Origin of the sequence: Alloyangia mangrovi, from assembly GCF_002300555.2 — a bacterium.
Lineage (GTDB): Bacteria > Pseudomonadota > Alphaproteobacteria > Rhodobacterales > Rhodobacteraceae > Salipiger > Salipiger mangrovi.
In genome coordinates this window covers 62,048-88,849 of the sequence record NZ_NTHN02000015.1, presented here as the reverse complement: position 1 = coordinate 88,849, position 26,802 = coordinate 62,048, and the positions used below count along the sequence as shown (strand labels likewise).

21 protein-coding genes and 2 pseudogenes are annotated in these 26,802 nt (G+C 68.7%); 14 read left to right on the top strand and 9 right to left on the bottom strand.

The annotated features are described in order from the left end of the window. Nucleotides 1-3: 3 nt before the first annotated feature. Complete coding sequence (locus CLG85_RS10415) at nt 4-555, top strand: TetR/AcrR family transcriptional regulator (protein ID WP_095880989.1); 552 nt, start codon at nt 4-6, stop codon at nt 553-555. A 123-nt stretch (nt 556-678) separates the two neighbouring features. Here the strand turns inward: CLG85_RS10415 and CLG85_RS10410 are convergent, their stop codons facing one another. After that, a complete protein-coding gene (locus CLG85_RS10410) occupies nt 679-3,468 on the bottom strand; it encodes a bifunctional aconitate hydratase 2/2-methylisocitrate dehydratase (RefSeq protein WP_095880988.1) in 2,790 nt (929 codons plus the stop codon). A 402-nt stretch (nt 3,469-3,870) separates the two neighbouring features. On the opposite strand from CLG85_RS10410, the gene CLG85_RS10405 reads away from it, so the two are divergent. From CLG85_RS10405 to CLG85_RS10375, 7 genes are all read left to right on the top strand, one after another. Next, complete coding sequence (locus tag CLG85_RS10405) at nt 3,871-4,818, top strand: TAXI family TRAP transporter solute-binding subunit (protein ID WP_095880987.1); 948 nt, start codon at nt 3,871-3,873, stop codon at nt 4,816-4,818. A 57-nt stretch (nt 4,819-4,875) separates the two neighbouring features. Continuing rightward, a complete protein-coding gene (locus CLG85_RS10400) occupies nt 4,876-6,957 on the top strand; it encodes a TRAP transporter permease (RefSeq protein ID WP_224845131.1) in 2,082 nt (693 codons plus the stop codon). Beyond that, entirely contained in the window at nt 6,954-7,325 is a 372-nt protein-coding gene (locus CLG85_RS10395) for a DUF1850 domain-containing protein (protein ID WP_260348842.1), read from the top strand. Before CLG85_RS10400 ends, CLG85_RS10395 begins: the two co-directional genes overlap by 4 nt. Next, the gene (locus CLG85_RS10390; RefSeq protein WP_260348840.1) at nt 7,325-9,118 is read left to right on the top strand and encodes a sensor histidine kinase; all 1,794 of its coding nucleotides are present in this window, start codon (nt 7,325-7,327) and stop codon (nt 9,116-9,118) included. Before CLG85_RS10395 ends, CLG85_RS10390 begins: the two co-directional genes overlap by 1 nt. Beyond that, nucleotides 9,115-10,419 carry a sigma-54-dependent transcriptional regulator gene (locus CLG85_RS10385; protein ID WP_260348839.1) on the top strand — a complete coding sequence of 435 codons (1,305 nt, stop codon included), beginning with the start codon at nt 9,115-9,117 and terminating at the stop codon, nt 10,417-10,419. Before CLG85_RS10390 ends, CLG85_RS10385 begins: the two co-directional genes overlap by 4 nt. Before the next feature lie 89 nt (nt 10,420-10,508). Next, a complete protein-coding gene (locus tag CLG85_RS10380; protein WP_095882003.1) occupies nt 10,509-11,462 on the top strand; it encodes a DMT family transporter in 954 nt (317 codons plus the stop codon). A 101-nt stretch (nt 11,463-11,563) separates the two neighbouring features. Further along, complete coding sequence (locus CLG85_RS10375) at nt 11,564-12,232, top strand: class I SAM-dependent methyltransferase (protein ID WP_095882004.1); 669 nt, start codon at nt 11,564-11,566, stop codon at nt 12,230-12,232. Nucleotides 12,233-12,278: 46 nt separating this feature from the next. Here the strand turns inward: CLG85_RS10375 and CLG85_RS10370 are convergent, their stop codons facing one another. After that, complete coding sequence (locus tag CLG85_RS10370) at nt 12,279-13,460, bottom strand: M20 aminoacylase family protein (RefSeq protein ID WP_311734985.1); 1,182 nt, start codon at nt 13,458-13,460, stop codon at nt 12,279-12,281. A 106-nt stretch (nt 13,461-13,566) separates the two neighbouring features. Then, nucleotides 13,567-14,621: pseudogene (locus CLG85_RS10365) on the bottom strand (NAD(P)/FAD-dependent oxidoreductase). Nucleotides 14,622-14,672: 51 nt separating this feature from the next. Between CLG85_RS10365 and mnmC2 the strand changes: the two are divergent. The 6 genes and pseudogenes from mnmC2 (at nt 14,673) to CLG85_RS10335 (ending at nt 20,649) form a co-directional block, all read left to right on the top strand. Beyond that, nucleotides 14,673-15,341 (top strand): tRNA (5-methylaminomethyl-2-thiouridine)(34)-methyltransferase MnmC2, encoded by a 669-nt coding sequence (gene mnmC2 / locus CLG85_RS10360; RefSeq protein WP_260348838.1) that lies wholly within the window; start codon nt 14,673-14,675, stop codon nt 15,339-15,341. Beyond that, nucleotides 15,342-16,215, top strand: a pseudogene (locus CLG85_RS10355) (DMT family transporter). It begins immediately after the preceding gene. Between the two features lie 244 nt (nt 16,216-16,459). Continuing rightward, nucleotides 16,460-18,379, top strand: coding sequence for a DUF3604 domain-containing protein (locus CLG85_RS10350; protein ID WP_095883743.1), 1,920 nt, complete (start codon nt 16,460-16,462; stop codon nt 18,377-18,379). A 2-nt stretch (nt 18,380-18,381) separates the two neighbouring features. Continuing rightward, on the top strand, nt 18,382-18,786 hold the full coding sequence (locus tag CLG85_RS10345; protein ID WP_095883744.1) for a DUF302 domain-containing protein: 405 nt from the start codon (nt 18,382-18,384) through the stop codon (nt 18,784-18,786). Between the two features lie 25 nt (nt 18,787-18,811). Next, nucleotides 18,812-19,654 (top strand): peptidylprolyl isomerase, encoded by an 843-nt coding sequence (locus tag CLG85_RS10340; protein ID WP_176476690.1) that lies wholly within the window; start codon nt 18,812-18,814, stop codon nt 19,652-19,654. After that, nucleotides 19,651-20,649: a HupE/UreJ family protein gene (locus tag CLG85_RS10335; RefSeq protein WP_260348836.1), complete on the top strand. Its 999-nt coding sequence runs from the start codon at nt 19,651-19,653 to the stop codon at nt 20,647-20,649. Before CLG85_RS10340 ends, CLG85_RS10335 begins: the two co-directional genes overlap by 4 nt. 19 nt (nt 20,650-20,668) lie before the next feature. On the opposite strand, the gene CLG85_RS10330 is transcribed toward CLG85_RS10335, so the two are convergent. The 6 genes from CLG85_RS10330 to CLG85_RS10305 form a co-directional block, all read right to left on the bottom strand. After that, nucleotides 20,669-22,036 (bottom strand): cytosine deaminase, encoded by a 1,368-nt coding sequence (locus tag CLG85_RS10330; protein ID WP_260348834.1) that lies wholly within the window; start codon nt 22,034-22,036, stop codon nt 20,669-20,671. A gap of 29 nt (nt 22,037-22,065) precedes the next feature. Then, nucleotides 22,066-23,037 (bottom strand): LysR family transcriptional regulator, encoded by a 972-nt coding sequence (locus tag CLG85_RS10325; protein ID WP_217989785.1) that lies wholly within the window; start codon nt 23,035-23,037, stop codon nt 22,066-22,068. A 10-nt stretch (nt 23,038-23,047) separates the two neighbouring features. Beyond that, nucleotides 23,048-24,049, bottom strand: a complete 1,002-nt coding sequence (locus CLG85_RS10320; protein ID WP_095883183.1) for an isopenicillin N synthase family dioxygenase — start codon at nt 24,047-24,049, stop codon at nt 23,048-23,050. A 123-nt stretch (nt 24,050-24,172) separates the two neighbouring features. After that, on the bottom strand, nt 24,173-24,988 hold the full coding sequence (locus CLG85_RS10315; RefSeq protein ID WP_095883186.1) for an ABC transporter permease: 816 nt from the start codon (nt 24,986-24,988) through the stop codon (nt 24,173-24,175). 11 nt (nt 24,989-24,999) lie between these two features. Continuing rightward, nucleotides 25,000-25,776, bottom strand: a complete 777-nt coding sequence (locus tag CLG85_RS10310) for an ABC transporter ATP-binding protein (RefSeq protein WP_260348832.1) — start codon at nt 25,774-25,776, stop codon at nt 25,000-25,002. After that, entirely contained in the window at nt 25,776-26,771 is a 996-nt protein-coding gene (locus CLG85_RS10305) for an ABC transporter substrate-binding protein (RefSeq protein ID WP_217989786.1), read from the bottom strand. The genes CLG85_RS10310 and CLG85_RS10305 overlap by 1 nt, the downstream gene beginning before the upstream one ends. Between the last annotated feature and the right edge of the window lie 31 nt (nt 26,772-26,802).

Below are 26,802 nucleotides of genomic sequence, written 5' to 3'. Positions count from 1 at the left end.
CGTATGGGCAGCGAAATAGGCCAGGAAAAGCCGAAGGCGAGGAAGCCGCGCGCCGACCAATTGCGCAATCGCGAGCGGCTGCTCGATGCCGCGCGCGAGGTCTTCGGCAAGGAAGGCGGTAGCCTCGAAGCGGTCGCCCGCGAGGCCGGTGTCGGAATTGGCACGCTTTACCGGCACTTCCCCTCGCGCGAGGCACTGTTCCAGGCTGTCTATGCGCGGGAGGTCGAGACGCTCGAGCGGCGCGCCGCCGAGGATGAGCTCGAGGATTGGATGCGCGGCGCGCTGCAGCTGATGGCTACGAAAAAGGGAATGATCGCCGCGCTGGCGCCGGTTTTCGAGCCCGACTCGACCTTCTTCAGCGAACAATCCGAGCGCCTGCGCGGGGCCATTGCCGCGCTGCACGCCCGCGCGCTGGCCGACGGACGGCTGCGGGGCGACGTGACCAGCGAGGACCTGCTGCGGGTGCTGATCGGGCTCAATTACGGCCCCGGCGCCGATCCGGCGCGCTCCGAGGTGCTGCTGAACGTCTTCCTCGACGGCCTGCGGGCGACATAGACCTGCGCGCCCTGCCCTGTCCCCGCGGGGACAGCAATCTTTCCCCGGGACACGAAAACGGCGGCGGGGACATGGGTCCCCGCCGCCGCGGTTTCGCGCTGCCCCTCAGCGGGGCAGACGATCTCAGAAGTGCGCGGAGCGCGAGGTCGCGGGCGCCTGAACCGGCGGCGCGAACTTGGTCAGGTCGATGCCTTCCACCGCGGACTTGTACTCATCGGCGCTCGGCGTGCGGCCGAGGATGGCCGAGAGCACAACCACCGGGGTAGAGGCGAGCAGCGACTCGCCCTTCTTGTCGGCGGTGTCCTCCACGACGCGGCCCTGGAACAGGCGGGTCGAGGTGGCCAGGACGGTGTCGCCCTTGGCGGCCTTTTCCTGGTTGCCCATGCACAGGTTGCAGCCCGGACGCTCGAGATAGAGGATGTTCTCGTACTCGGTGCGGTTCTGGGTCTTCGGGAAGAGGTCGTCGAACTCGAAGCCCGAGTACTTCTGCAGGATTTCCCAGTCGCCCTCTTGCTTCAGCTCGTCGATGATGTTGTAGGTCGGCGCTGCCACGACGAGCGGCGCCTTGAACTCGACCTTGCCCTGAGATTTCTCAAGGTTTTTCAACATCTGCGCGACGATCTTCATGTCACCCTTGTGCACCATGCACGAGCCCACGAAGCCGAGGTCAACCTTCTTCTCCGCACCGTAGTAGGAGATCGGGCGAATGGTGTCATGGGTGTAGCGGCGCGACGGGTCGGCATTGTTGACGTCCGGGTCGGCGATCATCGGCTCGACGATCTGGTCGAGGTCGACAACCACTTCGGCGACGTACTTGGCGTTTTCATCCGGGGTCAGCGCGGGCTTCTCGCCCGAGCGGATCTCGGCGATGCGCTTGTCGGCCTTGGCGATCAGGCCTGCCAGCGTGCCGGCCTCGTTGTCCATGCCCTTGTCGATCATCACCTGGATGCGGTGCTTGGCGAGTTCGAGCGACCCGATCAACGTCTCGTCGTTGGAGATGCAGATCGAGGCCTTGGCCTTCATCTCTGCGGTCCAGTCGGTGAAGGTGAAGGCCTGGTCGGCCAGCAGCGTGCCGATGTGCACCTCGATGACGCGGCCCTGGAAGACGTTGTCGCCGTGCTGCTGGAGCATCTGCGCCTGGGTGGCGTGCACCACGTCGCGGAAGTCCATGTGGTCGGCCATCTTGCCCTTGAAGGTGACCTTGACCGACTCGGGGATCGGCATCGTTGCCTCGCCGGTCGCCAGCGCCAGCGCCACGGTGCCCGAGTCCGCGCCGAAGGCGACGCCCTTGGACATGCGGGTGTGGCTGTCGCCGCCGATGATGATGTCCCAGTCATCCACGGTGATGTCGTTCAGCACCTTGTGGATGACGTCGGTCATCGAGTGATATTGGCCCTTGGGGTCACGCGCAGTGATAAGGCCGAAGTTGTTCATGAACTTCATCAGGCGCGGGATGTTGGCCTGGGCCTTCTTGTCCCAGACCGAGGCGGTGTGGCAGCCGGACTGGTAGGCACCGTCGACCGACGGCGAGATCACCGTTGCGGCCATTGCCTCGAGTTCCTGGCTGGTCATCAGGCCGGTGGTGTCCTGGCTGCCCACGATGTTGACCTTGACGCGCACGTCCGAACCGGCGTGCAGGGTCTTGCCCGGCGTGGTGCCGCGGGCGTTGCGGTTGAAGATCTTCTCGACCGCGGTCAGGCCCTGGCCCTCGTGGCTGACTTCCTTGTTCGGCGCGAAGACCAGCGGCGCTTTCACACCCAGGGTTTCGGCGGCGAAGGTCTGCAGCATCTTGCCGAAGACCACGGCGTAGGAACCGCCGGCCTTCATGAACTCGACCTTCTGCGGGGTGAAGGCGGAGGCGACGTCGGCCAGCTCTTCGCCGTCTTCGCTGGTCAGCTTCTTGGCCTTGGTGTCGATCTTCAGCACGGTGCCGGTCTCGACCGAATACTTCTGGTCGAGGATCGGGTTGCCTTCGTTGTTGAGGATCGGCTTGCCGTTCTCGTCGAGTTTCTTGACCCAGTTCTTGAGGTCAAGACCGATGCCGCCGGTCACGCCGACGGTGGTCAGGAAGATCGGCGAGATGCCATTGGTGCCCGCGACGACCGGGGCGATGTTGACGAAGGGCACGTAGGGGCTGGCCTGCTTGCCGGTCCAGAGTGCCACGTTGTTGACGCCCGACATCCGCGACGAGCCCACGCCCATGGTGCCCTTCTCGGCGATCAGCATCACGCGCTTGCCCGGGTGCTGCAGCTTCAGCGCCTCGATTTCCTTCTGCGCGGCTTCCGAGATCATGCACTTGCCGTGCAGTTCACGGTCCGAGCGCGAGTGCGCCTGGTTGCCCGGCGACAGAAGGTCGGTCGAGATATCGCCTTCGGCGGCGATGTAGGTGACCACTTCGACCACGTCATCGACGTCAGGAAGCTTGGTGAAGAACTCGGCCTGCACGTAGCTCTCGAGAATCTCCTTGGCCACGGCGTTGCCGGCCTTGTAGGCATCGGCAAGGCGGACGGTGTCGGCCTCGTAGAGGAAGACCTGGGTCTTCAGGACTTCGGCGGCCTGGGCGGCGATCGCCGCATCATCGCCGAGCGCGAGGTCGAGAAGCACCGCGACCGAGGGGCCGCCCTTCATGTGCGACAGCAGCTCGAAGGCGAAGGCGGGGGTGATCTCTGCGACCACAGCCTCGCCGAGGATGATCTTCTTGAGGAAGGCAGCCTTCACGCCGGCGGCGCTGGTGGTGCCGGGCAGCGTGTTGTAGATGAAGAACTCGAGCGAGTCCTTGCGGTATGCGTTGTCGGTGTCCTCGATCTGCGCGATCAGCTCTGCGACCAGAGCGCCATCGTCGATCGGCTTCGGGTGCAGACCTTCGGCTTTCCGCGTTTCGATTTCTGCCAAGTAATCGGTGTACAAGCTCATGGCGATCCCTACGGTTCAATGTTGGATTAAGCTGGAGCACCGGGCGGCGAGGACGTCCGGCGAACGGCGGTCGGCTTATTGTATGCGGCAGTATACCAGTGGCGATTTACTGGCAAGTGCCAATAGCGCATGGCTCGGCGGAGGATGGCCCGACGGGTCACGGGCGCTGTTTCGGTGGCCCCTGCGACGCGCTCTGCGCCGAGGCGATGGCGCGGTTCCGTGGCCCTGCTCCCGCGGCCCGGAGCAGAAATCCGCCCCGCCAGGGGCAGATTCCTGCGAAGAAATTTCGGCACATAACCGCTTCCACGCTTGCCCGGCGCGCACGGCTTGCCCATGGTTCGCGCACCGCGCGGCAGGATGGGAGCACCCGCTGCCGTGAATGTATGTTTCGGGAGGACCATCATGATCAGAACTTTCGGGCTCGGCGCATTGATCGCCGGCAGCCTCGCCGTCACCGCGCCCGCCGCGATGGCAACGGAATTCGTTAACGTGCTGACCGGCGGCACCTCGGGCGTCTACTATCCGCTCGGCGTCGCGATGGCGGACATCTACGCCAAGAACATCCCCGACGCGCGCACCCAGGTGCAGTCCACCAAGGCCTCGGTCGAGAACCTGAACCTGCTGCAGCAGGGCCGCGGCGAGATCGGCTTCGCGCTCGGCGACTCCGTCAAGGACGCCTATGAGGGCAACGCCGACGTCGGCTTCTCCAAGCCGCTCGACAAGCTCCGCGCCATCGCCGCGATCTACCCCAACTACATCCAGATCGCCGCCTCGGCGGATGCCGGTGTGACCACCGTCACCGAACTGGCCGGAAAGTCCGTCTCGGTCGGCGCCGCCAAGTCCGGCACCGAGGTCAACGCCCGCAAGATCCTCGGCGCGCTCGGCATGACCTACGATGACCTGGGCAAGGTCGAGTACCTGCCCTTCGCGGAATCGGTCGAACTGATGAAGAACCGCCAGCTCGACGCCACCCTGCAGAGCTCGGGCCTTGGCTCGGCGGCGCTGAAGGATCTGTCGTCGACGCAGGACGTGACCTACGTGTCGATCCCGGCTGACGTGGCGGACACCCTCGGCGCACCCTATGCCGCGGGCGTGATCCCCGCCGGCACCTACCCGGGCCAGGACGCGGACATCCCGACGCTGGCGATCACCAACATCCTCGTCACCAGCACCGACGTCTCGGACGAGCTGGCGTACCAGATGACCAAGCTGCTGTTCGAGAACCTCGACCAGCTCAAGGCCGCGCATGCGGCAGCTGGCGCCATCGACATCAAGGACGCGATCAAGAACTCGCCGATCCCGATGCACCCGGGCGCCGAGAAGTACTACAAGGAACAGGGCCTGCTCTAAGCGGACCCGTGCGGCGGCCCGGCTCCGGCCGGGCTGCCTGCACGACGGGAGGACGACATGACCGGACACACTGCGGCCGAAGAACAGGCCGAACTGCACGACCCGCTGGCCTCGAGCTTTCCGCCGAGCCTGACCGGGCGTTTCCTTTTCTGGCTGGCGGTTGCCTTCTCGCTCTACCAGATTTCCATCGCCGCCCATGTCATCGACCTGCCGAGCCAGGTGATGCGCGCGGTGCACGTCGGCTTCCTGATGGCGCTCGGCTTCCCGCTGCTGGCGCTCGGCCGCGGCTACGGCGCGCCGCTGCGGGCGCTCTGCACGCTGTTTGCCGCCGCCGGCGTGGCCGTCGCGGCCTACCAGTGGATCGAGTACACGCCGCTGCTGATGCGCGCGGGCGATCCGACACTGACCGACCTGGTCTTCGGGTGCATCGCCGTGGTCACCGTCTTTGTCGCCGCCTGGATGCTTATGGGCCCCGCCCTGCCGATCATCTGCGGGCTCTTCCTTGCCTATGCGCTCTTCGGGCAGCACCTGCCCTCTCCGTTCAATCACCGCGGCTACGCGTTTGAACAGGTGGTCGAGCAGATCGCCTATGGCACCGAAGGGATCTACGGCATCCCCACCTATGTCTCGGCGACCTACATCTTCCTCTTCATCCTCTTCGGCTCCTTCCTCGAGAAGGCCGGGATGATCAAGCTCTTCACCGACGTCTCGCTGGGCCTCGTCGGGCACCGCATGGGCGGCGCCGCCAAGGTCTCGGTGCTGTCCTCGGGGCTGATGGGCACGATCTCGGGCTCTGGCGTGGCCAATGTGGTCACCACCGGCCAGTTCACCATCCCGCTGATGAAGCGCTTCGGCTACCGCCCGGCCTTTGCCGGCGGCGTCGAGGCGACCGCCTCGATGGGCGGGCAGATCATGCCCCCCGTCATGGGCGCCGTCGCCTTCATCATGGCCGAGACGCTGGGCGTGCAATACATCGAGGTCGTCAAGGCCGCGCTGGTGCCCGCCATCCTCTATTTCGCCGGCGCCTTCTGGATGGTCCATCTCGAGGCCGGCAAGCGCGACCTGCGCGGTCTCTCGGCCGATCAGATGCCCTCGGCCCGCAAGGCGCTGAAGGAGGGCTGGTACCTGATCCTGCCGCTCGCCGTGCTGGTCTGGCTGCTGTTCTCGGGCTACACGCCGCTTTTCGCCGGCACCATCGGGCTTGCGCTGACCGGCATGCTGATCCTCGGCGCGGCCATCGCCATGGGGGTCTCGTCGATGGCGGTGCGGGTGATCTTCTGGATCGTTCTCGGACTCTGCGCCTCGGCCTTCTTCAAGTTCGGCATCCACGCGCTGCTGCTGGTGCTGGCGGTGCTCATCGCCGCCTGTGCCGCCTTCAAGGGCGGGCGCGAAACGCTGGCCGTCTGCCGTGACAGCCTTGCCGACGGCGCCAAGACCGCGCTTCCGGTCGGCATCGCCTGCGCCCTCGTCGGGGTGATCATCGGCGTCATGACCCTCACCGGCGCGGCCAACACCTTTGGCCAGTTCATCGTCTCGGTGGGGCAGAACAGCCTGTTCCTCAGCCTCGTGCTCACTATGATCACCTGCATCATCCTCGGCATGGGCATCCCGACGATCCCCAACTACATCATCACCTCGTCGATTGCTGGTCCGGCGCTGCTCGATCTCGGCGTGCCGCTCATCGTCAGCCACATGTTTGTCTTCTACTTCGGCATCCTCGCGGATCTGACGCCGCCGGTCGCGCTGGCCTGCTTCGCCGCCGCGCCGATCGCCAAGGAAAGCGGGCTCAAGATCAGCTTCGAGGCGATCAAGGTCGCCGCCGCGGGCTTCGTCGTGCCCTTCATGGCGGTCTACACCCCGGCGCTGATGCTGCAGGATGGCGGCGCGCTGGCGGGGTCCATCGGCTACTGGCCCGCGGTCGCCTACATCGTGCTTAAGGCGCTGATCGCCCTCGCGCTCTGGGGGGCCAGCGTCATCGGCTGGCTCGGTCGCCCGCTGGCAATCTGGGAGCGGCTGATCGCCGTGGCCGCCGCCTTCACGCTGGTTGCGGCGCTGCCGGTGACCGACGAGATCGGCTTTGCGCTCGCCGTGGTCTTCGGACTGCTGGTCTGGCGGCGCAAGGCCCCGGTGTCGGCATGACCGGCTGCCTGATGGCGGGGGCGATGATGCTCGCCCTTGCCGAGGGCGGCAGCTTCACGCTGGAGTGGACCCATTCGGTCGAGCGCGAGGAGTGGCGCGAAACCTGGGAAATCACCGAAGACCACCGCCTCCATCTGACGGAGGCGGCGGTCAAGGGCTCGGGCGCGGGCATGGAGCCCGGCGAGGGTGGCCACTTCGAAGACGGCTGGTGGGTCTGGGTGCCGGACCTGCCGCCGGTGCCTGCGCTGAACCTCGCGGCCTCGGGCAAGACGCCCTCGGCCTGGACCCTCTGCGGCGAGGCCTGCACCGAGCTCGGCGCCAGCTCCGGCAAGCCGGTGCAGCTCGTCCCCTGCCCCGACGCGGGCTGATGGCCCGCCGCGGCGCCCTTCTGCCCCGCCTCCGCTCGGCCTGGCGGCTGCGGCTGATGCTGGTGACCCTCGGCGCGCTGCTCTGCGGCGCGCTGGCCTGGCAGCTGGTGATCGCCGAGCTGCGGCAGGGGCTGGAGCAGGGGCTGCTGGTCAGCCATCGCGCGCTGCAGACCGAGATCGACCGCTTCCGCTACCTGCCGCGCGTCACCGGCGAGGATGCCCGCATCCACGCGGCACTGAACGCGCCCTCCGATGCCGCCACCATCGACGCCGCCAACCGTTACCTGCAGAAGATCGCCACCCAGACCGGCTCGGGGCGGCTCTACCTGCTGAACGCGGCGGGGGTGACCATCGCCGCCTCCAACTGGGACGAGCCCGACAGCTACGTCGGCCATGACTACAGCTTCCGCCCCTATTTCACCGATGCGCGCGCCACGGGCAACGGTGCGGTCTACGCCATCGGCGTGACCACCGGCGAACCCGGCTACTTCATCTCGGCCCGGGTCGACGATCCCGGCCTCGGGGTGCATGGCGTCATGGTGGTGAAGATCGACCTGCGCCCGCTGGAGCAGGCCTGGGCCGAGACCGGCCAGCATATCGCCGTCACCGACAAGGATGACGTGGTCTTCCTGTCGTCGGTGCCGGCGTGGCGCTATCGCCCGCTGACCCGGCTGCCCGGGGCCACCCTCGACCGGCTCGACGCCTCGCGCCTCTATGAACGTACCGACCTCGGCAGCACCGCGCCGTTGCTGCCCAAAGGCAGCGCGCTGCGGATCGAGGGCGAGGGCCGCGCCATGACGCTGCGGGGCACCCCTTTCGAAACCGGCTGGCGGCTGCTGGCGGCGAGCCCGACCTGGCCCGCCCGCGCCGCCGCCGCCGGCACCGCTGCGCTGGTGCTGCTGGCCGGGCTGCTGGGCCTGGGGCTTGCCGACATGCGGCGGCACCGCCGTCGGCTCATCTCCCTGCGGCTGCGCCAGACCGAGGTCATGGAGCGCAAGGTCCGGCAGCGTACTGCCGAACTCAAACGCGAGGTCGAGGCCCGCCGCCAGGTCGAGGCCGACCTGCGCGCGACGCAGGCGACGCTTGTGCAATCCGAGAAGATGGCCGCGCTCGGCCGAATGTCCGCCGCCATCGTGCACGAGGTGAGCCAACCGCTCGCCGCTATGGAGGCGACGCTGACCGCCGCCGAGTTCGGCCTCTCGCGCGCGCCTGAGCAGACCGCCGCCCGGCTGCAGTCGGCGCGCGGGCTGATCCGCCGGATGCAGCGGATGACCAAGCATCTCAAGAACTTCTCGCGCCGCGAGGCGGCCCCGCTCTCGCCCATCTCCGCCGTCGACGTGGCCCGCTCGGCGCTGGCGCTGGCCCAGCCCCGCGCCGATGCCGCGGGGGTGCAGCTGCAGTTCGACGCCAGCGCCGATACCCCCATGGTCGAGGCCGGCCACGCCCGGCTCGAGCAGGTGCTGATGAATCTCCTGCACAACGCCATCGAGGCGGTCGAGCCGGGCCACGGAGAGGTGACGCTTTCGATCGAGCGCGGCGCGCGGGAGGTGACGCTGCTGGTCACCGACAATGGCCCCGGCATCGCCCCTGACGTGCTGCCGCGGGTCACCGAACCCTTCTTCTCGACCAAGATCGGCGGCGAGGGGCTGGGCCTCGGGCTTGCGATCTGCTTCGAGGTGGTCCAGCAATTCGGCGGACGGCTCGACATCCGCTCCGCCCCCGGCCGAGGGGCGGAAATCGCGGTGATCCTGCCGGTGCTTGAACAGGATGACGAACGAGAGGCCGCCGAATGAGCCCGCTGATCCATGTGGTCGAGGATGATCGCGACCACCGCCTCGCGCTCTGCGACCTGATCGAGGCCGCGGGCTACCATGCCGAGGGCTTCGCCGAGGGCACGGCCGCGCTGGCCTCCAGCAGCCGCCCCGATCTCATCCTGACCGACCTGAGGATGCCCGGCATGGACGGGCAGCAGCTGCTCGAGGCCGCCCGCGCGCGCGATCCCGACTGCCCGGTGGTGTTGATCACCGGCCATGGCGATCTGGCGCAGGCGGTGCAGGCGATGCGCGCCGGGGCGGAGGATTTCCTCGAGAAGCCCTATGACGGCATGCATCTTCTTTCGGTGATCGAGCGCGGGTTGCGCGGCCGCGCCGCGCGCGCCGAGATCGGCCGGCTGCAGGAGCGCATCACCCGGCGCGACGAGGGCGGGTTGCTCGGTCAGTCGGCGGCCATGTCCACCCTCCGCGCCCGCATCGCGGCGATCGGCCCGACCGATCTCGACGTGGTGATCACCGGCGAGACCGGCACCGGCAAGGAGCTGGTCGCCCGCGCCCTGCACGAGGCCAGTCCCCGCGCCGCCGGGCCGCTGGTTGCGGTGAATTGCGCCGCCCTGCCCGAGAGCCTCTTCGAGATCGAGATCTTCGGCCACGTGGCCGGGGCCTTCCCCGGGGCGCAGGACAAGCCCGGCAAGCTCGAGGCCGCCTCGGGCGGCACGCTGATGCTCGACGAGATCGAGGCCATGCCCGCGGCGATCCAGCCCAAGCTGCTGCGCGCCCTGCAGGAACGCGCGGTCGAACGGCTTGGCGAGAACCACTTGCGGCCGCTCGACCTGCGTGTCATCGCCACCTCGAAGACCGACTTGCGGCCGCTGACGCTCGACGGCAGCTTCCGCGCCGATCTCTTCTACCGGCTCGCCGGGGCCGAGATCACCGTCGAGCCCCTACGGGTGCTCGGCGAGGACATCGCGTTGCTGTTCAGCCATTACGCCAACCTCGCCGCGGCGCGTTACGGGCAGGAGACGCCCTCGGTGGACTACGCGCTGAGACAGCGGCTGATGCGGCGACCCTGGCCCGGCAATGTGCGCGAACTGAAGGCGATGGCCGAAAGGTTTGCCCTCGGCCTCGATCTTCCCGAGGAGACCGCGGCGCCGATCGGCGAGCCCGAGAGCCTTGCGGCCCGCGTCGCCGCCTTCGAGGCGCGCGAGATCAGCCTCGCGCTCGAGCGCTGCCGCGGCAACACCGAGCGCGCTGCCAAGGCGCTGGGGATGGCGCGGCGGACCCTCAACGACAAGATCAGCCGCTACGGCATCCGGGTCTGAGACCGGCAAGGTACGGGCAAGGTACGCTCCGGCCTGTGGCATGCACATGCCCCCTTGCCAAATCGCGGCACCCCGCGCATGGCATGTGGATGCAAACGACAAACGCCCCCCTCGCCGCGCCGGCGGCCGCACTGCACGTCGACCGCCCCCTGCTCGGGGCGCTGCTCATGCTCGGCTTTTGCGCCACGGCGCCGCTGATCGACGTCGGCTCGAAGCTCGCCACGCGCAGCCTTCCCGTTGCCGAGATCACCGTGGCGCGTTTCGTCGTGCAAGGGGCGCTGATGCTGGCGCTGGCGCTGGTCCTGCGCATCCGGCTGCGGCTGACCCGGCGCGAGCTGGCGCTCACCATTGCCCGCGCGGCGCTGTCGCTGGTCGCGACCATCGCCTTCGTCGGGGCGATGGTGCGCATGCCCATCGCCGATGCGCTGGCGATCGGCCAGATCGAGCCCTTCGTGCTGATGTTCCTCGGCTGGGCGCTGCTGGGAGAGAGCGTGGGGCCGCGGCGGATCCTCGCCTCCATCGTTGGCTTCGGCGGCGCGCTGCTGGTGGTGCAGCCCGGGTTGGCGAACCATGGCCTCTCGGCCATCCTGCCGCTCATCACTGCAGTCTCCTTTGCCGGCTACATGCTGGTCACGCGGCAGCTTCGCAGCCTGGCGCCGGTGGCGCAGCAGGCCACGACCGCCATCGCCGCGGTGATCCTTGGCGCGCCCTTCATGTGGCTGCTGCCCGAGAGCCTCGGCGGCGGCGCGATCTGGCCGCAGGGCGCGGCCTGGAGCTACCTTGGCGGCATGGGCCTCGCGGCGACCCTGTCGCATATCTTCCTGACCTACGCGCTGCGGCTCGCCCCCTCGGCACTGATCGCCCCGCTGGGCTACATCGAGCTGGCCTCGGCGACGCTGCTGGGCTGGCTGGTGTTCGGCGACTTCCCCGCCGCCATGGTCTGGGCGGGCATCGCGCTGATCGTCGGCTCCGGGCTCTACCTCATCCATCGCGAGCAGCTGGCCCACCGGCGCCCGCAGACCCCGGCGGTGCCGCCGCCCTGAGCGCAACCCCGGGCCCTGCCATCTTGACTTGCGCCCCTCTCCGGGCGCAAGGGAGGGTCAAGGGCGCCCTGCGCATCACCCCTCCTGGAAAACATCAGACCGTGTCCACCAACCCCTATGAACTGGCCGGGTTCTACGACTCCGCCATCGCCGCGGGCCGGCACCGCGCCATCGTCGGCGGCCGCTGGGACGAGACCGGGCGGATCGAGATGTCGATCCTGCAGGACGCCGGGCTGCTGCCGCATCACCACCTGCTCGACATCGGCGCCGGGGCGCTGCGGCTCGGCTGCAAGGCAGTGCCCTATCTCGAGCCCGGCCACTACTGGGCCACGGATGCCTCGCGCGAGATCCTGCTGGCGGGGCACCGGGCCGAGCTCGAGGACCCGGCGCGGCTTGACCCTGCGCAGCTGATCGAGGACGCGCGCTTCGACTTCCCCGGCGTGCCGGAGAGCATCACCCATGCCATCGCCTTCGCGGTCTTCCCGCATCTGCCCACGGCCTACCTGCGGCGCGCGCTGACCAACCTGCGCCGGTTCGACAAGCTCGAGAGCTTCCTATTCACTGTCTTCCTTGCGCCGGACCCGGTGACCGCAATGCAGCCCTACCGCCAGCCCGACGGGGTGGTGACCCATGACATCCGTGCGCCCTACCACATCCTCGCCGAGGACGTGGTGCATCTTGCGCAGGGCAGCGGCTGGACGGTCACGCGCAGCAACGTGATGCTGCCGCGCGGGCAGGTGCTTTTCACCGCGCATCCCATCCGGGGCTGACCGGGCAGAGCGTGGCCCGCCCGGCTGAGCGGGCAGGCCCTTGCCCTCAGGCGGCAAGCTCGCGGCTGACCAGCTCCACCCAGAAGCGCATCCCCGGCAGGATCGCCTCGTCATTGAAGTTGTAGGCGGCGTTGTGCAGCTCGGCGCTGTCGCCGTTGCCGTACCAGAGGATCGCGCCGGGGCGCTGCTCGAGCATGTAGGCGAAATCCTCCGAGCCCATCACCCGGGTGCAATTGTCGTCGACGTTCTCTTGCCCGACGACCGCGGCGGCGGCCCCCAGGGCGACGGAGGTCCGGGCGGCGTCATTGGCGGTCACAGGATAGCCCGGGCGCCAGTCGAGCTCGGCCTCGCAGCCGAACTGCTCGGCGCCGGACTTGAGAATCCGCCGCAGGTGCGCCTCGATCTCGGCCCGGGTCGCGGAGTTCATCGTGCGGATCGTGCCGCCGAAGGTGGCCGTGTCGGGGATCACGTTCAGCGCCCGGCCCGAGCCCGCCTCGAGGTAGGTGATCGAGACCACCACCTGGTCGAACGGGTCCGAGAAGCGCGACACCAGCGTCTGCGCCGAGGCGATGAGATGCGCCGCAGCGACCACCGGGTCGATCGACATGGTCGGTGCCGAGGCATGGCCGCCGCGCCCGGTGACGGTGACCACGAAGCGGTCACCGCCCGCCATCAGCGGGCCGGGCCGCGTGGCGAACTGGCCGACCGGCAGGCCGGGTTTGTTGTGCATGGCGTAGACCGCGCCGATCCCGAAGCGCTCGAGCAGCCCCTCTTCGATCATCGTGCGCGCCCCGGCGCCGCCCTCTTCGGCGGGCTGGAAGATCAGCGCCACGGTGCCCGCGAAGTCGCGGGTCTCGCAGAGGTATTGTGCGGCGGCGAGCAGCGTCGCCGTGTGCCCGTCGTGGCCGCAGGCATGCATCATGCCGGGCACCTTCGAGGCATAGGGAAGGTTTGTCTTCTCGTCCATCGGCAGCGCGTCCATGTCGGCGCGCAGGCCGATCACCGGGCCGTCGCCCCTGGCGCCCTTGATCAGCGCCACGATCCCGGTCTTGGCGATGCCGGTCGCGATCTCGTCGACGCCGAAGCCTTTGAGCTTCTCTTCGACGAAAGCGGCAGTCTTGTGCAGCTCGTAAAGCAGTTCCGGCTGCTGGTGGATCTGTCGTCGCCAGTCTTTCGCATCTTCCGCGATGCGGGCCATCTCTTCGGGCATGTCGTCTGCGTGAGTCACGCGCGTCTCTCCTGTTGTGCCGATCCGGCGGCGCCCTGCACTCTCGGACTGGGCCCTGCCGGATTCCGCGCCATGCTTGCAGAACCGCGCGGCAAGGCCAAGGTGCTCAGAGCGAGTCCTCGACCCGGAATCCCTCGGGGATGGCATCGCGTCCGTCGAGCAGCAGGTCCGCCATGACCTGCGCCACCTTGGGGCCCATGCCGAAACCGATCTTGAAGCCGCCGTTGGCGATGAAATGCCCCTCGCGCCCCGGCCAGGCGCCGAGCATCGGCGCTCGGCTGCGCGCGCGGGGGGCGCACCCCGGCCCAGCGTTCGATCACCTCGGCGCCCTGCAGCGCAGGCACCGCCAGCACCGCGCGGGCGATGAGCTCGTCGCATTGATCGTCGGTGCCGGCGGGGTCGTCGAAGTCCCGCTCCGAGGTCGACCCGATCGCAACCGTGCCATCGGCATGAGGCACCACGTGCAACCCCTCGGCGTAGATCTGCGGCACCTCGCCCGCGTCGAAACGCAGGCTCACCGACTGGCCCTTCACACCCGTGCCGACGCCCTTGCCGAGCGCCTTCGACAGCACCTTCAGACCACGCCAGCCGGTGGCCCAGAGCACCTGCCCGGCGTCCTCGGCCTCGCGCTGCACCTCGATCCCGCGCGCAGCGAGCGCCGCGACCAGCGCGGCGCAGGCCCGGCGCGGATTCATCCGCGCGGTGAGCGTGTCACGCACCAGAAGGCCCGCGGGGCTTACCGGTGCCCATGGACCGGCCTCCGCCGCCGGGATCACCTCCCAGACCGCGTTATCGCCCCAGAGCGCGCGCGCCGTGACCTCGCGGCCGCGCGCCAGCTCCACCGCCTTGCCGTCGGCCAGCGGCTGCAGCCGCCCCAGCCGTCCATAGCCCGAGGAGACGCCGCCCGCCGCCTCGACCCCGGCCCAGAACTCTCCGGCCATGAGCAGGCTGTCGAGCTGGAAGGCCTTCTTCGGGTTCCAGTTCTCGGGCACATGCGGCGCCAGCGCGCCGACCTGCCCGCCGCTCGATCCCGCGCCCGCGCCATAGGGGTCCACGACCTGCACCGTCGCGCCGCGCAGCGCGCAGGCCCAGGCGATCGACAGGCCGAAAATGCCCGCCCCCCCGCACCGTCACATCCACGCTCTTCTGGCTGCTTGCCATTCCGCCGACTCCGCTTCATGTAGGATCACAGTTCTAGGACAGGACCGCAGAATGAGCCAGCCCGACACCCCGGAGTGGCGTGACGGAGACGTGCCCGTCTCGCCGCGCTTCGACGATCCCTATTATTCGCTCGAGAACGGCCTGTCGGAGACCCGGCACACCTTTCATGCGGGCAATGATCTGCCGGCGCGTCTGCGGGACGGGTTCCACGTCGCCGAGCTGGGCTTCGGCACCGGACTTAACCTGCTGGCGACGCTGGCGCTCTGGCGCGCCGAGCGGATCCCCGGGCAGCTCCGCTTCACCACCTTCGAGGCCTTCCCGCTTGCCGCCGCGGACATGCTGCGGGCGCAGGCCGCCTTTCCCGAGCTTTCGGAGATCGCCGCCGAGCTGGCACCCTTCTGGCAACGCGATGCCCGCGAGATCACCTTGCCCGACCTGCAGTTCGCAATGGTCGAGGGCGATGCCCGCCAAACCCTGCCCGCCTGGCAAGAGCAGGCCGACGCCTGGTTCCTCGACGGTTTCTCCCCGGCCAAGAACCCCGAGCTCTGGGGGCCGGAGCTGATGGATGCGGTCGCGCGCCACACCGCCCCCGGCGGCAGCGCCGCCACATATACCGCCGCGGGCCACGTGCGCCGGGCACTGGCCGAGGCGGGCTTCGAGGTCGAACGCCGCCCGGGCCACGGGCGCAAGCGCCACATGACCGTCGCAAGGAAGCCCTGAATGGCCCAGCAGAACACGCGCCTCGGCATCTGGCTGATGGTGCTCACCACCTTCATCTTCGCCATGCAGGATGGGCTCTCGCGGCACCTGTCCGAGGCCACCAACGTCTACATGGTCACGATGGTGCGCTATTGGTTCTTCGCCGCCTTCGTTCTGACGCTGGCGGCGCGCAGCAAGGGCGGGCTCCGGGCCGCGGTCCGCAGCGGCCAGCCCTTCGTGCAGGCCTTTCGCGGCGTGCTGCTGGTGGTGGAGATCTGCGTCATGGTCTCGGCCTTCGTCCATCTCGGCCTTGTCGAGAGCCACGCGGTCTTCGCCTGCTACCCTCTGCTGATCGCCGCGCTGTCGGGGCCGGTGCTGGGCGAGAAGGTCGGCTGGCGGCGCTGGACCGCGATCGGCATCGGCTTTGTCGGCATCCTCATCATCCTGCAGCCCTCGGGCGGGGTGTTCTCGCCGCTGGCCGCGATCCCATTGGTGGCGGCGCTGATGTTCGCGCTCTACGGGCTGCTCACCCGCCGCGTCGCCCGCACCGACAGCGCCGCGACCTCCTTCTTCTGGACCGGCGTCGTCGGCGTGGCGACGGCGACCCTAATCGGCATGTGGTTCTGGCAACCGATGAGCCTGCCCGACTGGGGCATGATGGCGCTGCTCTGCCTGACCGGGGCGACCGGCCATTACACGCTGATCAAATGCTACGAGGTGGCCGAGGCCTCGGCGGTGCAGCCCTTCGCCTACCTGCAGCTGGTGTTCGCCGCGGCGCTGGGGATGCTGGTCTTCGGCGAGACGCTGAGGCCCAACGTCGCGCTCGGGCACGGCGATCATCGTCTGCGCAGGCATCTTCACGCTGATCCGGGCGCGCAAGGCCGAGCAGCGCTGAGCGCCGCGGGGCGGCGGCGGTGCGCCGCGGCCCCGTCCGGCGGGTGGCGGGACATCGCTCGGCGCTCTTTGGAGAGGCCGCATTTCGCCCGGACGGCCCGCGGAGTGGGGGAATTTGCCCTTGATTACGCAGGGTAAATGGCGACGATAAAACACGCAAAGGTAGCGGGCGAGTCGGCTTCGGCAGGACCCGCACCATTTCAAGATCGATTTTAACTTAGACCTTGCCGCAGAAAGGCCGTCCGATGGCACGCCATTTCGCCTCTGTCCTGCTCTCCACCACATTGCTCGCATCCCCGCTCCTCGCGCAGGTGACCACCGACGCCGGCACCATCGACCCCGAAAAGATCGAGCGCTTCTTCAACCAGCCGGGCTATTCGCCCTATGCCGGGCGCAGCTTCCCGACCCGCCCGCTCTGGGGCGAGCAGCACCTGCACACCTCTTGGTCGGCCGACGCCTTCGCCTCGGGAACCCGCGTCGGGCCGGACGAAGCGCTGCGCTATGCCAAGGGCGCCGAGATCACCTCGAGCACCGGCCAACCGGTGAAACTGTCGCGGCCCTATGACTGGATGGTGGTGACCGACCACTCGGACGCGATGGGCGTGGTCGCCAGTGTCTACGAGGGTGATCCCAACATGATGGCGGACCCGCAACTCAAGCAGTGGCACGACGGCATGGTCGAGGGCGGCGCCTCGGCCAGCGCGGTGATGATGGAGATGATCGCCGCGCAGGGGAACGGCGAACTGCCCGAGCAGATGACGGATAACAACGTGCAATTCGACATCTGGAAGAACATGACCGAGATCGTTGAGGGGCATAACGAGCCCGGCATCTTCTCGGCGATCATTGGCTACGAATGGTCCTCGAACTACGGCGGCGGCAACAACCTGCACCGCAACCTGATCTACCGCGACGACAAGTATTTCGCCGACCAGGTGCGCCCGCTGACCACCTTCGACACCGAGCAGCCGCGCGAGCTCTGGGACTGGATGCAGGCCTATGAGGACAAGACCGGTGGCCGCATCCTCGCGATCCCGCACAACGGCAACCTGTCGAACGGCCTGATGTTCGCCACCGAGACCCCCGACGGCAACCCGATCGACGCCGCCTGGGCCGAGAAGCGCGCCCGCTGGGAGCCGCTCTACGAGGTCACGCAAGGCAAGGGCACCTCGGAGCAGCACCCCTCGCTGGCGCCCTCGGACGAATTCGCCGACTTCGAGATCTGGGACAAGGGCAACCTCAACGTGGTGCCCAAGGAGCCGGGCATGATCGAGTATGAATACGCCCGCGAGGCGCTGAAGCGCGGGCTCAAACTCGAGGACGAGTTCGGCACCAACCCATTCAAGTTCGGCCTGCTCGGCTCGACCGACGCGCACACCGGCATTTCCTCGACCGAAGAGAACAACTTCTGGGGCAAGTTCCCGCAGAGCGAACCGGGGCCCGAGCGTTCGACCGGCAATGCCTTCGATTTCGACGGGCGCACCGTCAAGGACTGGAAGCTCGGCGCCTCGGGGCTGACCGCGGTCTGGGCCACCGAGAACACCCGCGCCTCGATCTGGGACGCGATGAAGCGCAAGGAGGTCTACGGCACCACCGGCACGCGCATCGGCCTGCGCTTCTTCGGCGGCTGGGAGTTCGCCGAGTCCGACGCGCTCGGCCGCACGCCCGCCAACATCGGCTACGCCAAGGGCGTGCCCATGGGCGGAGACCTGATGCCAGCCCCCGAAGGCGCCACCGCGCCGAACTTCCTCGTCGCGGCGCTCAAGGATCCCTTCTCGGGCAACCTCGACCGCATCCAGATCATCAAGGGCTGGGTCGATGCCGCGGGCGAGATGCAGGAGAAGATCTACGACGTGGCCTGGTCGGGCGACCGCGAGCCGGGCGAGGACGGCAAGGTGCCGCCCGTGGGCGACACGGTCGATGTCGCGACGGCGTCCTTCACCAACACCATCGGCGCGCCTGAACTGATCGCGGTCTGGAGCGATCCCGATTTCGACCCGGCGCTCGACGCCTTCTACTACGCCCGGGTGATCGAGATCCCGACACCGCGCTGGACAGCCTATGACGCCGCCTATTTCGAGGATGCCGCCTTCGCCGACGACGTCCCGATGACCGTGACCGAGCGCGCCTACAGCTCGCCGATCTGGTACAGCCACGGCGAATGAGCATGTCCGATTTCGGAACCAGCGTGACCCTCGAGCGCCCGTTTGACGCGGCGCTCGAGGCGGTGACCGCCGCGCTCGCCGCCGAGGGCTTCGGGGTGATCTCGCGGATCGACCTCGACAAGGCCTTTGCCGAGAAGCTCGGCAAGGAGTTTCGCCGCTACACCATCCTCGGGGCCTGCAATCCGCGGCTGGCGCATCGGGCCGTCACCGCGCGGCCCGACGTGGGGCTCTTGTTGCCCTGCAATGTCACGGTAGAGGAAACCCCCGACGGCGCGCTGGTGCGGCTGGTGGACGCGGGGCAGATGATGGCCATGGGCGATCTGGGCGAGGTTCCCGAGATCGCCGAACTGGCCGCGGACGCGGATGTCCGCCTCGGGCGCGTCGCCGAAGCGCTGCGCGGCGGGTGACCAGAGAGACCACAAAGGCACGGCCATGAAGATCGGCACCATTCTCCGCTCCCCGCTGCTGCATTTCTTCGTGCTGGGCGGGCTCGTCTTCGGTCTTTACTCCGTGATGACCCCGCCCGAGGTCCGGGCGCCGCGCGACGACGTGCTGCGCCTTACCGAGGCCGAAATGAACCGGCTGGCCGACGGCTTTCTCGCCGCCTGGGGCCGGCCCCCGACCGAGGCAGAATCCCGCGGCCTTGTGCGCGACTGGGCGATCGAGGAGGCCATGGTGCGCGAGGCGCTGGCGCTCGGCCTCGACAAGGGCGACGCGATGATCCGCAACCGGATGCGCGCCAAGATGGAATTCCTTGCCGAGGCCCCTGCCGCTGCGATGACCCCGGACACGGCCACGCTCGAGGCCTATTACGCCGAGAATGCCGCGCAATACGCCCGGCCCGCGCGGCTCGGCTTCGCGCAGGTGCTGCTGCCGCCAGATGCCACGCCCGAGGAGATCGCCGCGCTGACAGCGGAGCTTACGCAGGGCGCCGATGCCGCCGGGCTCGGCCAGGCGACCATGCTGCCGGCAATGATCGGCGCCATGCCCGCCCCCGCCATCGACCGGGTCTTCGGCGCCGGCTTTGCTGCGGCGATCGGGACGCTGCCGCCCGCGCGCTGGTCCGGCCCGGTGGACAGCGGCTATGGCCAGCACCTGGTGCGGTTGGACACCCTGCAGGACGGCGCGCTGCCGCCGCTCGAGGCGCTGCACGACAAGGTGCTCGCCGACTGGCGCTCGGAGGAGGCGCGCAAGATGCGCGGCGCGTTCACCGACGAACTGCTCGGTCGCTACACGCTGGAGCTGCCAGGGGGCGCCGCGCAGGCGCAGCCATGAGACGGATCCTCGCGCTTCTCGTGCTGCTGCTTGCGGCCCTTCAGCCGACCGCCCCCTCGGCCCATGCGCTCGACCCCGGGTTCCTCGAGCTCTCGGCGATGGACGGCGCGCAGTGGCGGGTGAGCTGGCGGATGCCAGACGTGAACGGGCGCCCCATGCCGATCTCGGCCCGCCTGCCTGCGAACTGCCAGCAGACGCCGCCGCCCGAGCCCGCCTTCGACGGGCGGGCCTGGGTCACCTCCTACCTCGCCAGCTGCCCCGCGGGGCTCGCCGGGGGCACGATCACCATCGACGGGCTGGCGCGCACGCGCACCGACGTGCTGGTGCGCTACGAGCTGGAGCCCGGGCAGGCCCAGACCCAGCGCCTCACCGCGGGCACGCCGGAGTTCACCGTGCCCGCCGAGCTTGGCCCGGGTGCGGTCTTTGCCAGCTACGTCGCGCTGGGGGTGAGTCATATCCTCGAAGGGGTCGACCACCTGCTCTTCGTCTTCGCCCTGCTGCTGCTGGTGCGCCAGCCGCGGCGGCTGCTCTGGGCGATCACCGCCTTCACGCTGGCGCACAGCCTGACGCTGGCCGCCGCCACGCTGGGCTGGCTGCGCCTGCCCTCGGCACCGGTCGAGGTGGTGGTGGCGCTGTCGATCGTCTTTCTCGCCTACGAACTGGCGCTGCCGCCCGAGCGGCGCGATCCCGTCTCCGAGCGCTTCCCGGCGCTGGTCTCCTTCGGCTTTGGGCTGGTCCACGGGCTCGGCTTCGCCGGGGCGCTGCGCGAGATCGGCCTGCCGCAGTCGGACATCCCGCTCGCGCTGCTGTCGTTCAACGTCGGCGTTGAGCTGGGCCAGTTGCTGTTCATCGCGCTGGGTCTCATGCTGGGCTATCTCGCGCGCCGCATGGCACCGGTGCTCGCCGAGCACGGCGCGCGGCTGAGCCGGATCAGCAGCTATGGTATCGGGACCATAGCCGCTTTCTGGGTGATCGAGCGCATCGCCGCCTTCTGACCGGCCCGAGCCCGCCTCCTCAGGCGGGCTCCACCTGCGCCTCGGTCCGGGTTAGCCGCAGCTCTTCGTAGGAGGGCGCGCGGAGATCCAGCACCCGTCCCTGGCGCACCAGCACCCGGTCGGACTGCGGCCGAGCGATGAGCTGGTCGAGGCTCCAGGCCTCGAGCACCATGAAATCGGCCCGCCGCCCCGCGCCAAGGCTGCCCGCCTCGAAGCCGCAAATTTCCGCCGGAGCGGTCCCCGCCAGCCCGGCGCTGCCCGCGAAGGGGTGATCGAGATGGCAGATCCGCACCGCCTCGCGCCAGGTATCCAGCATGTCGTGATCGCCGTAGGCGTAGAATGGATCACGGCAGTTGTCCCCCGCAACCGCGACCGGCACGCCGGCGGCCCGCAACTCGTGGATCGGCATCACCCCGCGCCAGCGCGGCGTGCGCCCCGGCAGGCGGTCCTGCAGGTACATGTTGACCGTCGGCAGGGTGATCAGCGAGAGCCCAGCCTCCTTCGCCAGTGCGATCGTGGCGTCCATCTCGGGTTCGGGCAGTCGCGAGAGCGAGCAGCAATGGCCGCAGGTCACGCGCCCCTCGTAGCCATGGCGGATCGTGGCGCGGGCGACATGCGGCAGGGCATCGGCCTCGGCGGCCTCGTCGACGTGCAGGTCGAGGTCGAGGTCGCGCTCCTTCGCAAGCGTGAAGACCCGGTCGAGCAGCGCGTCGATGTCGGCGAGCCCGCCATGCGTGCCGCCCGAGGGGCGCGTGACCCCGCCGAGCAGCCCGCCGTGGTCGGCCACGATGTTGGCCAGCCGTTCCGCGTAGTCGGTGCCCCAGGCATCGAAGGGCACCAGCGCCGAGGCCTGCAGCGCCACCCGCCCCTTCCACGCCTCGCGGATCTCGGCGAAGGCACCCCAGACGGTCTCGCCCTGCCCTTCGTGGCTGTCGAGATGGGTACGGATCGCGGCGATGCCATGCGCCTCGGCGCAGGAGAGCCCGAAGTCCATGCGGTGGATCAGATCGTCATGCCGCCAATGCGCGATGCGATCGCGGGTGGTGGCCTCGCGCGCGCCGGGATGGGTGCCGCCGGAACTCGGCGCGCGGCCGATCACGTGGCCCTTGTCGAGATGGGTGTGCGCATCGACCAGCATCGGCCAGACATGGCGCCCGCCGAGGCTCAGACGCGGTGCCCCGGCAGCAGCGCCTCCGGGCGCGGCAACGGCGGCGATGCGCCCGGCGCGGAGCAGGAGGTCGACCGAGGCGGTACCGTCGGCATCCACCGGGGCACCGGCGGGCGCGCCTTCGGTCAGCAGCGCTTCGGGGCAGCGCAGATCGGTGAGCAGCAGATCCGTACCTGCCGCAAGCGCCTCGTCGAGGCGGCGGTGCATCGTGGTGGTCATCTGGGGTCTTTCCGTATCTTGTCGGGCGCTCAGCTTTCGCCCTGCCCGAAGTGGTCCTTGATCGCCTGCATGAAGCCGTCCGCCGCCGAGCTGAGCGCCCCGCGGCTGCGGTGCACGAGGCTGAGCCGTTGCCGTCCGGCGGCGGCCATGAGCGGCAAGAAGGCAAGGTCGCCGTCGCGCAGCTCCTGGTCGACGTCGACCCGGTTGAGGAAGGTCACATGCGGCGGGCGGCGCACGAGGCGTTTCATCATTTCCGTGGAATTGGTCTCCACCACCGGCCGCAGGTCCGCGTTGGCCGGGGCGAGGTTCTCGATCAGCGGCCGCAGCGACAGGCTGTGCGATGCCAGCACCAGCGGGTAGATCAGGCAGTCGGCGACGCGCACGTTCGGCTTGGCAGTGAGCGGATGGCCCGGCGCGACCACCGCGCCGAGCCGGTGCTGGAAGACCGCCGAGAGCTGCATGCGGTTGTCCTCGGGCAGGTTGTAGCCAAGCCCGATCTCGGCCTCGCCCGAAGCCACCATCTCCATCAGCTCGGAACGGTTGCAGACGGTCACCTTCAGCTCCACCCTCGGATGGCGCTCGCAATAGTCGGAGACCACATCGCCGAGCCGCCCGGCAGCGAGCGTGGCCATGGTGGCGACAGTGACCTCGCCATGCGACAGTCCCTTCAGCGCGTGGATACGCGCCTGCAGGCGGTCATGGCCCTTTAGCGTCTCGCGGATATGGGCAATGAGCAGCTCTCCCGGGGCGGTCAACTTGAGCCCGCGCGGCAGCCTCTCGAAGATCGGCACGCCGAAATCGGCCTCGACCTCGAGCACCTGCCGGTTGACCGCGGAGGCGGCGACATTGAGTTCGCGCGCCGCCTTGCGGATGGAGCCCTGACGGGCGACCTCGTCGATGTAGCGCAGAGCGCGGCCGTGCAGCATGGACCTTCCGAAGCTGGGTCTCGCAGGGATCGAGACCCTGCCCTTGGTCGTGATGTTGTCACCCGGAAGGCCCATGCTCAACGCCTTACTTCTTGGCGGCCTGGCTGGCGGCGAAGTTGGCGTTGATCCGCATGGTCAGGTAGTCGCCCGCGGTGATCGGCTCGTACTTGCCGAGCGGGCCCTGCATCACCGCGTCGCGGTTGGCCTGGCAGAAGAACGGCAGCGACAGGCGGCGGCCCTTGTACTCGCCTTCGTGGGGCATGCGTACGCGGTGCAGGGTCGACTGCAGCTGGTCGTCCGACCAGCGCATCAGCATGTCGCCGATGTTGCAGGTGATATAGCCGCGGCGCGGCGGCACGTCGGTCCAGGCGTTCGAGCCCGCGTCCTTGCCGGGGCAGACCTGCAGCCCGCCCTCGCCTTCCTTCTGGTGCAGGATGGTGAGGCAGTCGAAATCGGAATGCGCCCCGGCGCGCCAGGCCTTGAAGTCCTCGGGCTTGGCGTCTTCCATCGACATGTAGTGGATGAGGCGCAGGGTCGATTGGTACTGGTCCGACTCCGGATCATGCGCGTGGGTGAAGAAATCCTCGGGGAAGCCCATCTTCAGCGCGAAGCACGACAGGATCCGCATGCCCAGTTCCCAGTTCTGGCGCTCGAACTTCAGCGCGCGTTCCTTGAAGCGCGGCAGCTCTTCCTCGGTTGGCCATTTGCCCCCCATCAGCGGGCGGGTGACCTGGTAGCTTTCCTTGTTGTCCGGCGTGCCGGTCGAGGGGCGCACCTGCGCCTTGAATTCCCAGCCCGCGTTGGTGCCCTTGGGCATCGGGTATTGCGCCTTCACCTCGGTCGGCAGCTCGAAGAACTCCCAGGCGGTGTCGAAGGCGGCGTCGATGTCCTCTTCGGGGATGCCATGGTTGTAGACCTGAAAGAAGCCGATGCCCGTCGAGGCTTCCCAGAGGGCCTCGGCGATCTCGTGCTTGCGGGTCTCGAAGTCCGACAGGTCGATGGTGGGGACGTCGCGCTCGACGGTGCTGCCCATGCCGCCGATGGTGGTTTCCTTGTTCAGCTCGGCAAGGTCGTAGTTGGTGCTCATTGCGGTCTCCAAAGTAGGTGCCGGAATGTCCGGCGGGGTGGGGAGCAATGTCCGGGCCGGGGCCTGACTGCTTCTACTCCGGGGGAATGCAAGGGGCGGTGGGCCGCCCGATGCGCAAAAGGGTCATCGCTTGCGCGGCAGGCTCCACGGGAAGAGCAGCTTCTGCGCCCAGCTCACCGCCTGGAACAGCGCCAGCGACATGGCGGCGAGCACGAAGAGCCCAGCCCAGGCCTGCGGCAGCTTGAACATCGAGGTCGAGAACTGGATGAAGTAGCCGACGCCCGCGTCCGAGGCGCAGAACTCGGCCACCACCGCACCGATCACCGCCAGCGTCACCGAGATCTTCAGCGCCGAGAAGATATAGGGCACGGCGAAGGGCAGACGGATCTGGGTGATCTCGCGGAAGCCCGGGGCGCGCAGGCTGCGGGACAGCTCGATGAGTTCAGGCGGCGTGGCGGCAAGGCCGGTGGCCGTTGAAACAACCATGGGGAAGAAGCAGATCAGCGTGGTGATGACGATGCGCGGCGCATCCCCTGCCCCCAGCACCACGATGATGATCGGCGCAATCGCAACCACGGGCGTCGACTGCACAATGACCAGCAGCGGATAGAGCGTGCGGTTGAGCGCGGGCGAGCGCACCAGCGCGATGGCCAGCGGAATGGCGATGGCGATGGCGAGCCCGAAGCCCAGCAGCGCCACCCGCAGCGTCGCCCAGACGTGGCCGGCCCAGCGTTCCGCCCCGATGCTGGGGAAGGTCGAGAAGATCGAGCTCGGTGCAGGCAGCAGGTAGCTCGGGATGTTCAGCGTGCGCGCGGCAAGCTCCCAGAGCGCCACGGTGCCGAGGATGGTGAGGATCGCCGCGACACCCGGCGCGGCGAGGATGCGGCGCAGGTCGGGGCGTTTGCCCTTGGTGCTTTCGGGCTGTGAAAAATCTGGCATCGAAAGGCTCATCAGGCGGCGTCCCTTTGCAGCAGGAGGTCCCGCAGGTGGGCGGCAAGTTCGGTGACCGCCGGATCCTTGATCGTCTCGCGGCCGCGCGGGCGGGCGACAGGCACAGGCAACTCTGTCAGGACCGAGCCGGGGCGGCCGGTCATCACCAGCACGCGGTCGGCGAGCAGCGCCGCCTCGCTGACGGAATGGGTGATGAAGACCACGGTCTTGGGCCGCTCGCCGAAGATGCGCAGCAGATCGAAGCCCATCTCCTCGCGGGTCAGCGCGTCAAGCGCCGAGAAGGGTTCGTCCATCAGCAGGATATCGGGGTCCATGTGCAAAGCGCGGGCGATCCCGACGCGCTGCTGCATGCCGCCTGAGAGCTCGTCGGGCAGGCGCTTGCCGAAGCCCTCGAGCCCGACCATGCGCAGAAGCTCCTGCGCGCGGTCGCGGTCGTGGCTGCCCACCCGCCCGCGTTTGTGGCGGACGGGGAAGACAACGTTGTCTTCGATGGTGGCCCAGGGCAGCAGCGTCGGCTTCTGGAAGACGATTCCGATGTCCTCGCGCGGGCCGGTGACCCGCCGCCCGAACACTTCGACCGCACCCGAGGTCGGCTCGAGCAGCCCGGCGATCATGCGCAGCAAGGTGGACTTGCCGCAGCCCGAGGGGCCGAGCACGGCGAGAAACTCGTGCCGGGCGACCTCGAAGCTGACGTTGCGCAGGGCCTCCACCCGGCCCGAGCCGGTCTCGAAGACCTGGCCCAGCCGGTCGAAGCGAATGGCGGCGGGGATTTCCATCAGCCTTCCCCGCCGGGTTGGAAATCGCGGGTGACGAAGCTCTCGGGGACCTGCGCCGCCTCGTCGAGCCCCTGCGCCTGGGACACGCGGGTCCAGGTGGCAGCCAGACGGCCCGGCTCGAAGACGCCAAGCCCGTCGGCCTCGGTCACCTCGTTGAAGATCAGACCCAGCGTGTCGTTGAGGGAGCCGAGCACATCGTCCTTCGCAAGCTCGGGCACCATGTTGACCACCGACTGCGCGGCGTCCTCGGGGTTGGTCTGGCAGAACTCGACCGACTTCTTGAAGGCCGCGACGAAGCGCTTGGCGACGTCCGGGCGCTCGGCGAGGAAGGCGTCATTGGCGACCAGCGAGGCCGAGTAGAGTTCGAGACCGGCGGCCGACCAGGGCAGCGCGATGATCTCCTTGCCCGCGTCCCTGCCCTGCCCGGTGTAGCGCGAGAGGTCGGTCATCCAGGCGACGATGCCGTCGACCTGCCCGGTCATCAGCATCGGCCCAAGCGCGCCTGCGTCGGCCTTGGTCAGCTCGAAGTCCGCCTCGGTCAGTCCCACGTCCTCGAGCACCAGCGGCAGGTAGACGTTCGAGGAGGTGAAAGGCGAAGTGGCGACCGTCTTGCCCTTGACGTCGGCGACGCTGTCGAAGCCGCTGTCCTTGACCGTGTAGAAGGCGTGCGGACCCTTGTTGAACACCGACATCACCGCAGTGACCGCAACGCCCTCCTGCGCCTTGGCAGCCATCAGCGCGCCGATGTCGGCCGAGCCGATGTCCGAGGAGCCGGCCGCCAGCCGCGAGATAGCATCCGACGAGCCGCGGCCCGAGGCGATGGTTACGTCGAGGCCCGCATCCGCGCAGAAGCCCTGGTCGACGCAGACGTAGATGGGCGCCTTGTCGCCGCCCGGCAGCCAGTCGAGCTGGTAAGTGACCGGGTCCCCGGCAAGCGCGGTGGTCGCGGTAAGCGCGAACCCCAGGCCCGAGAGCATGGTGGACTTGGACATCATGTGGAGGTCTCTCCCTAGTGTGCTGATTTGT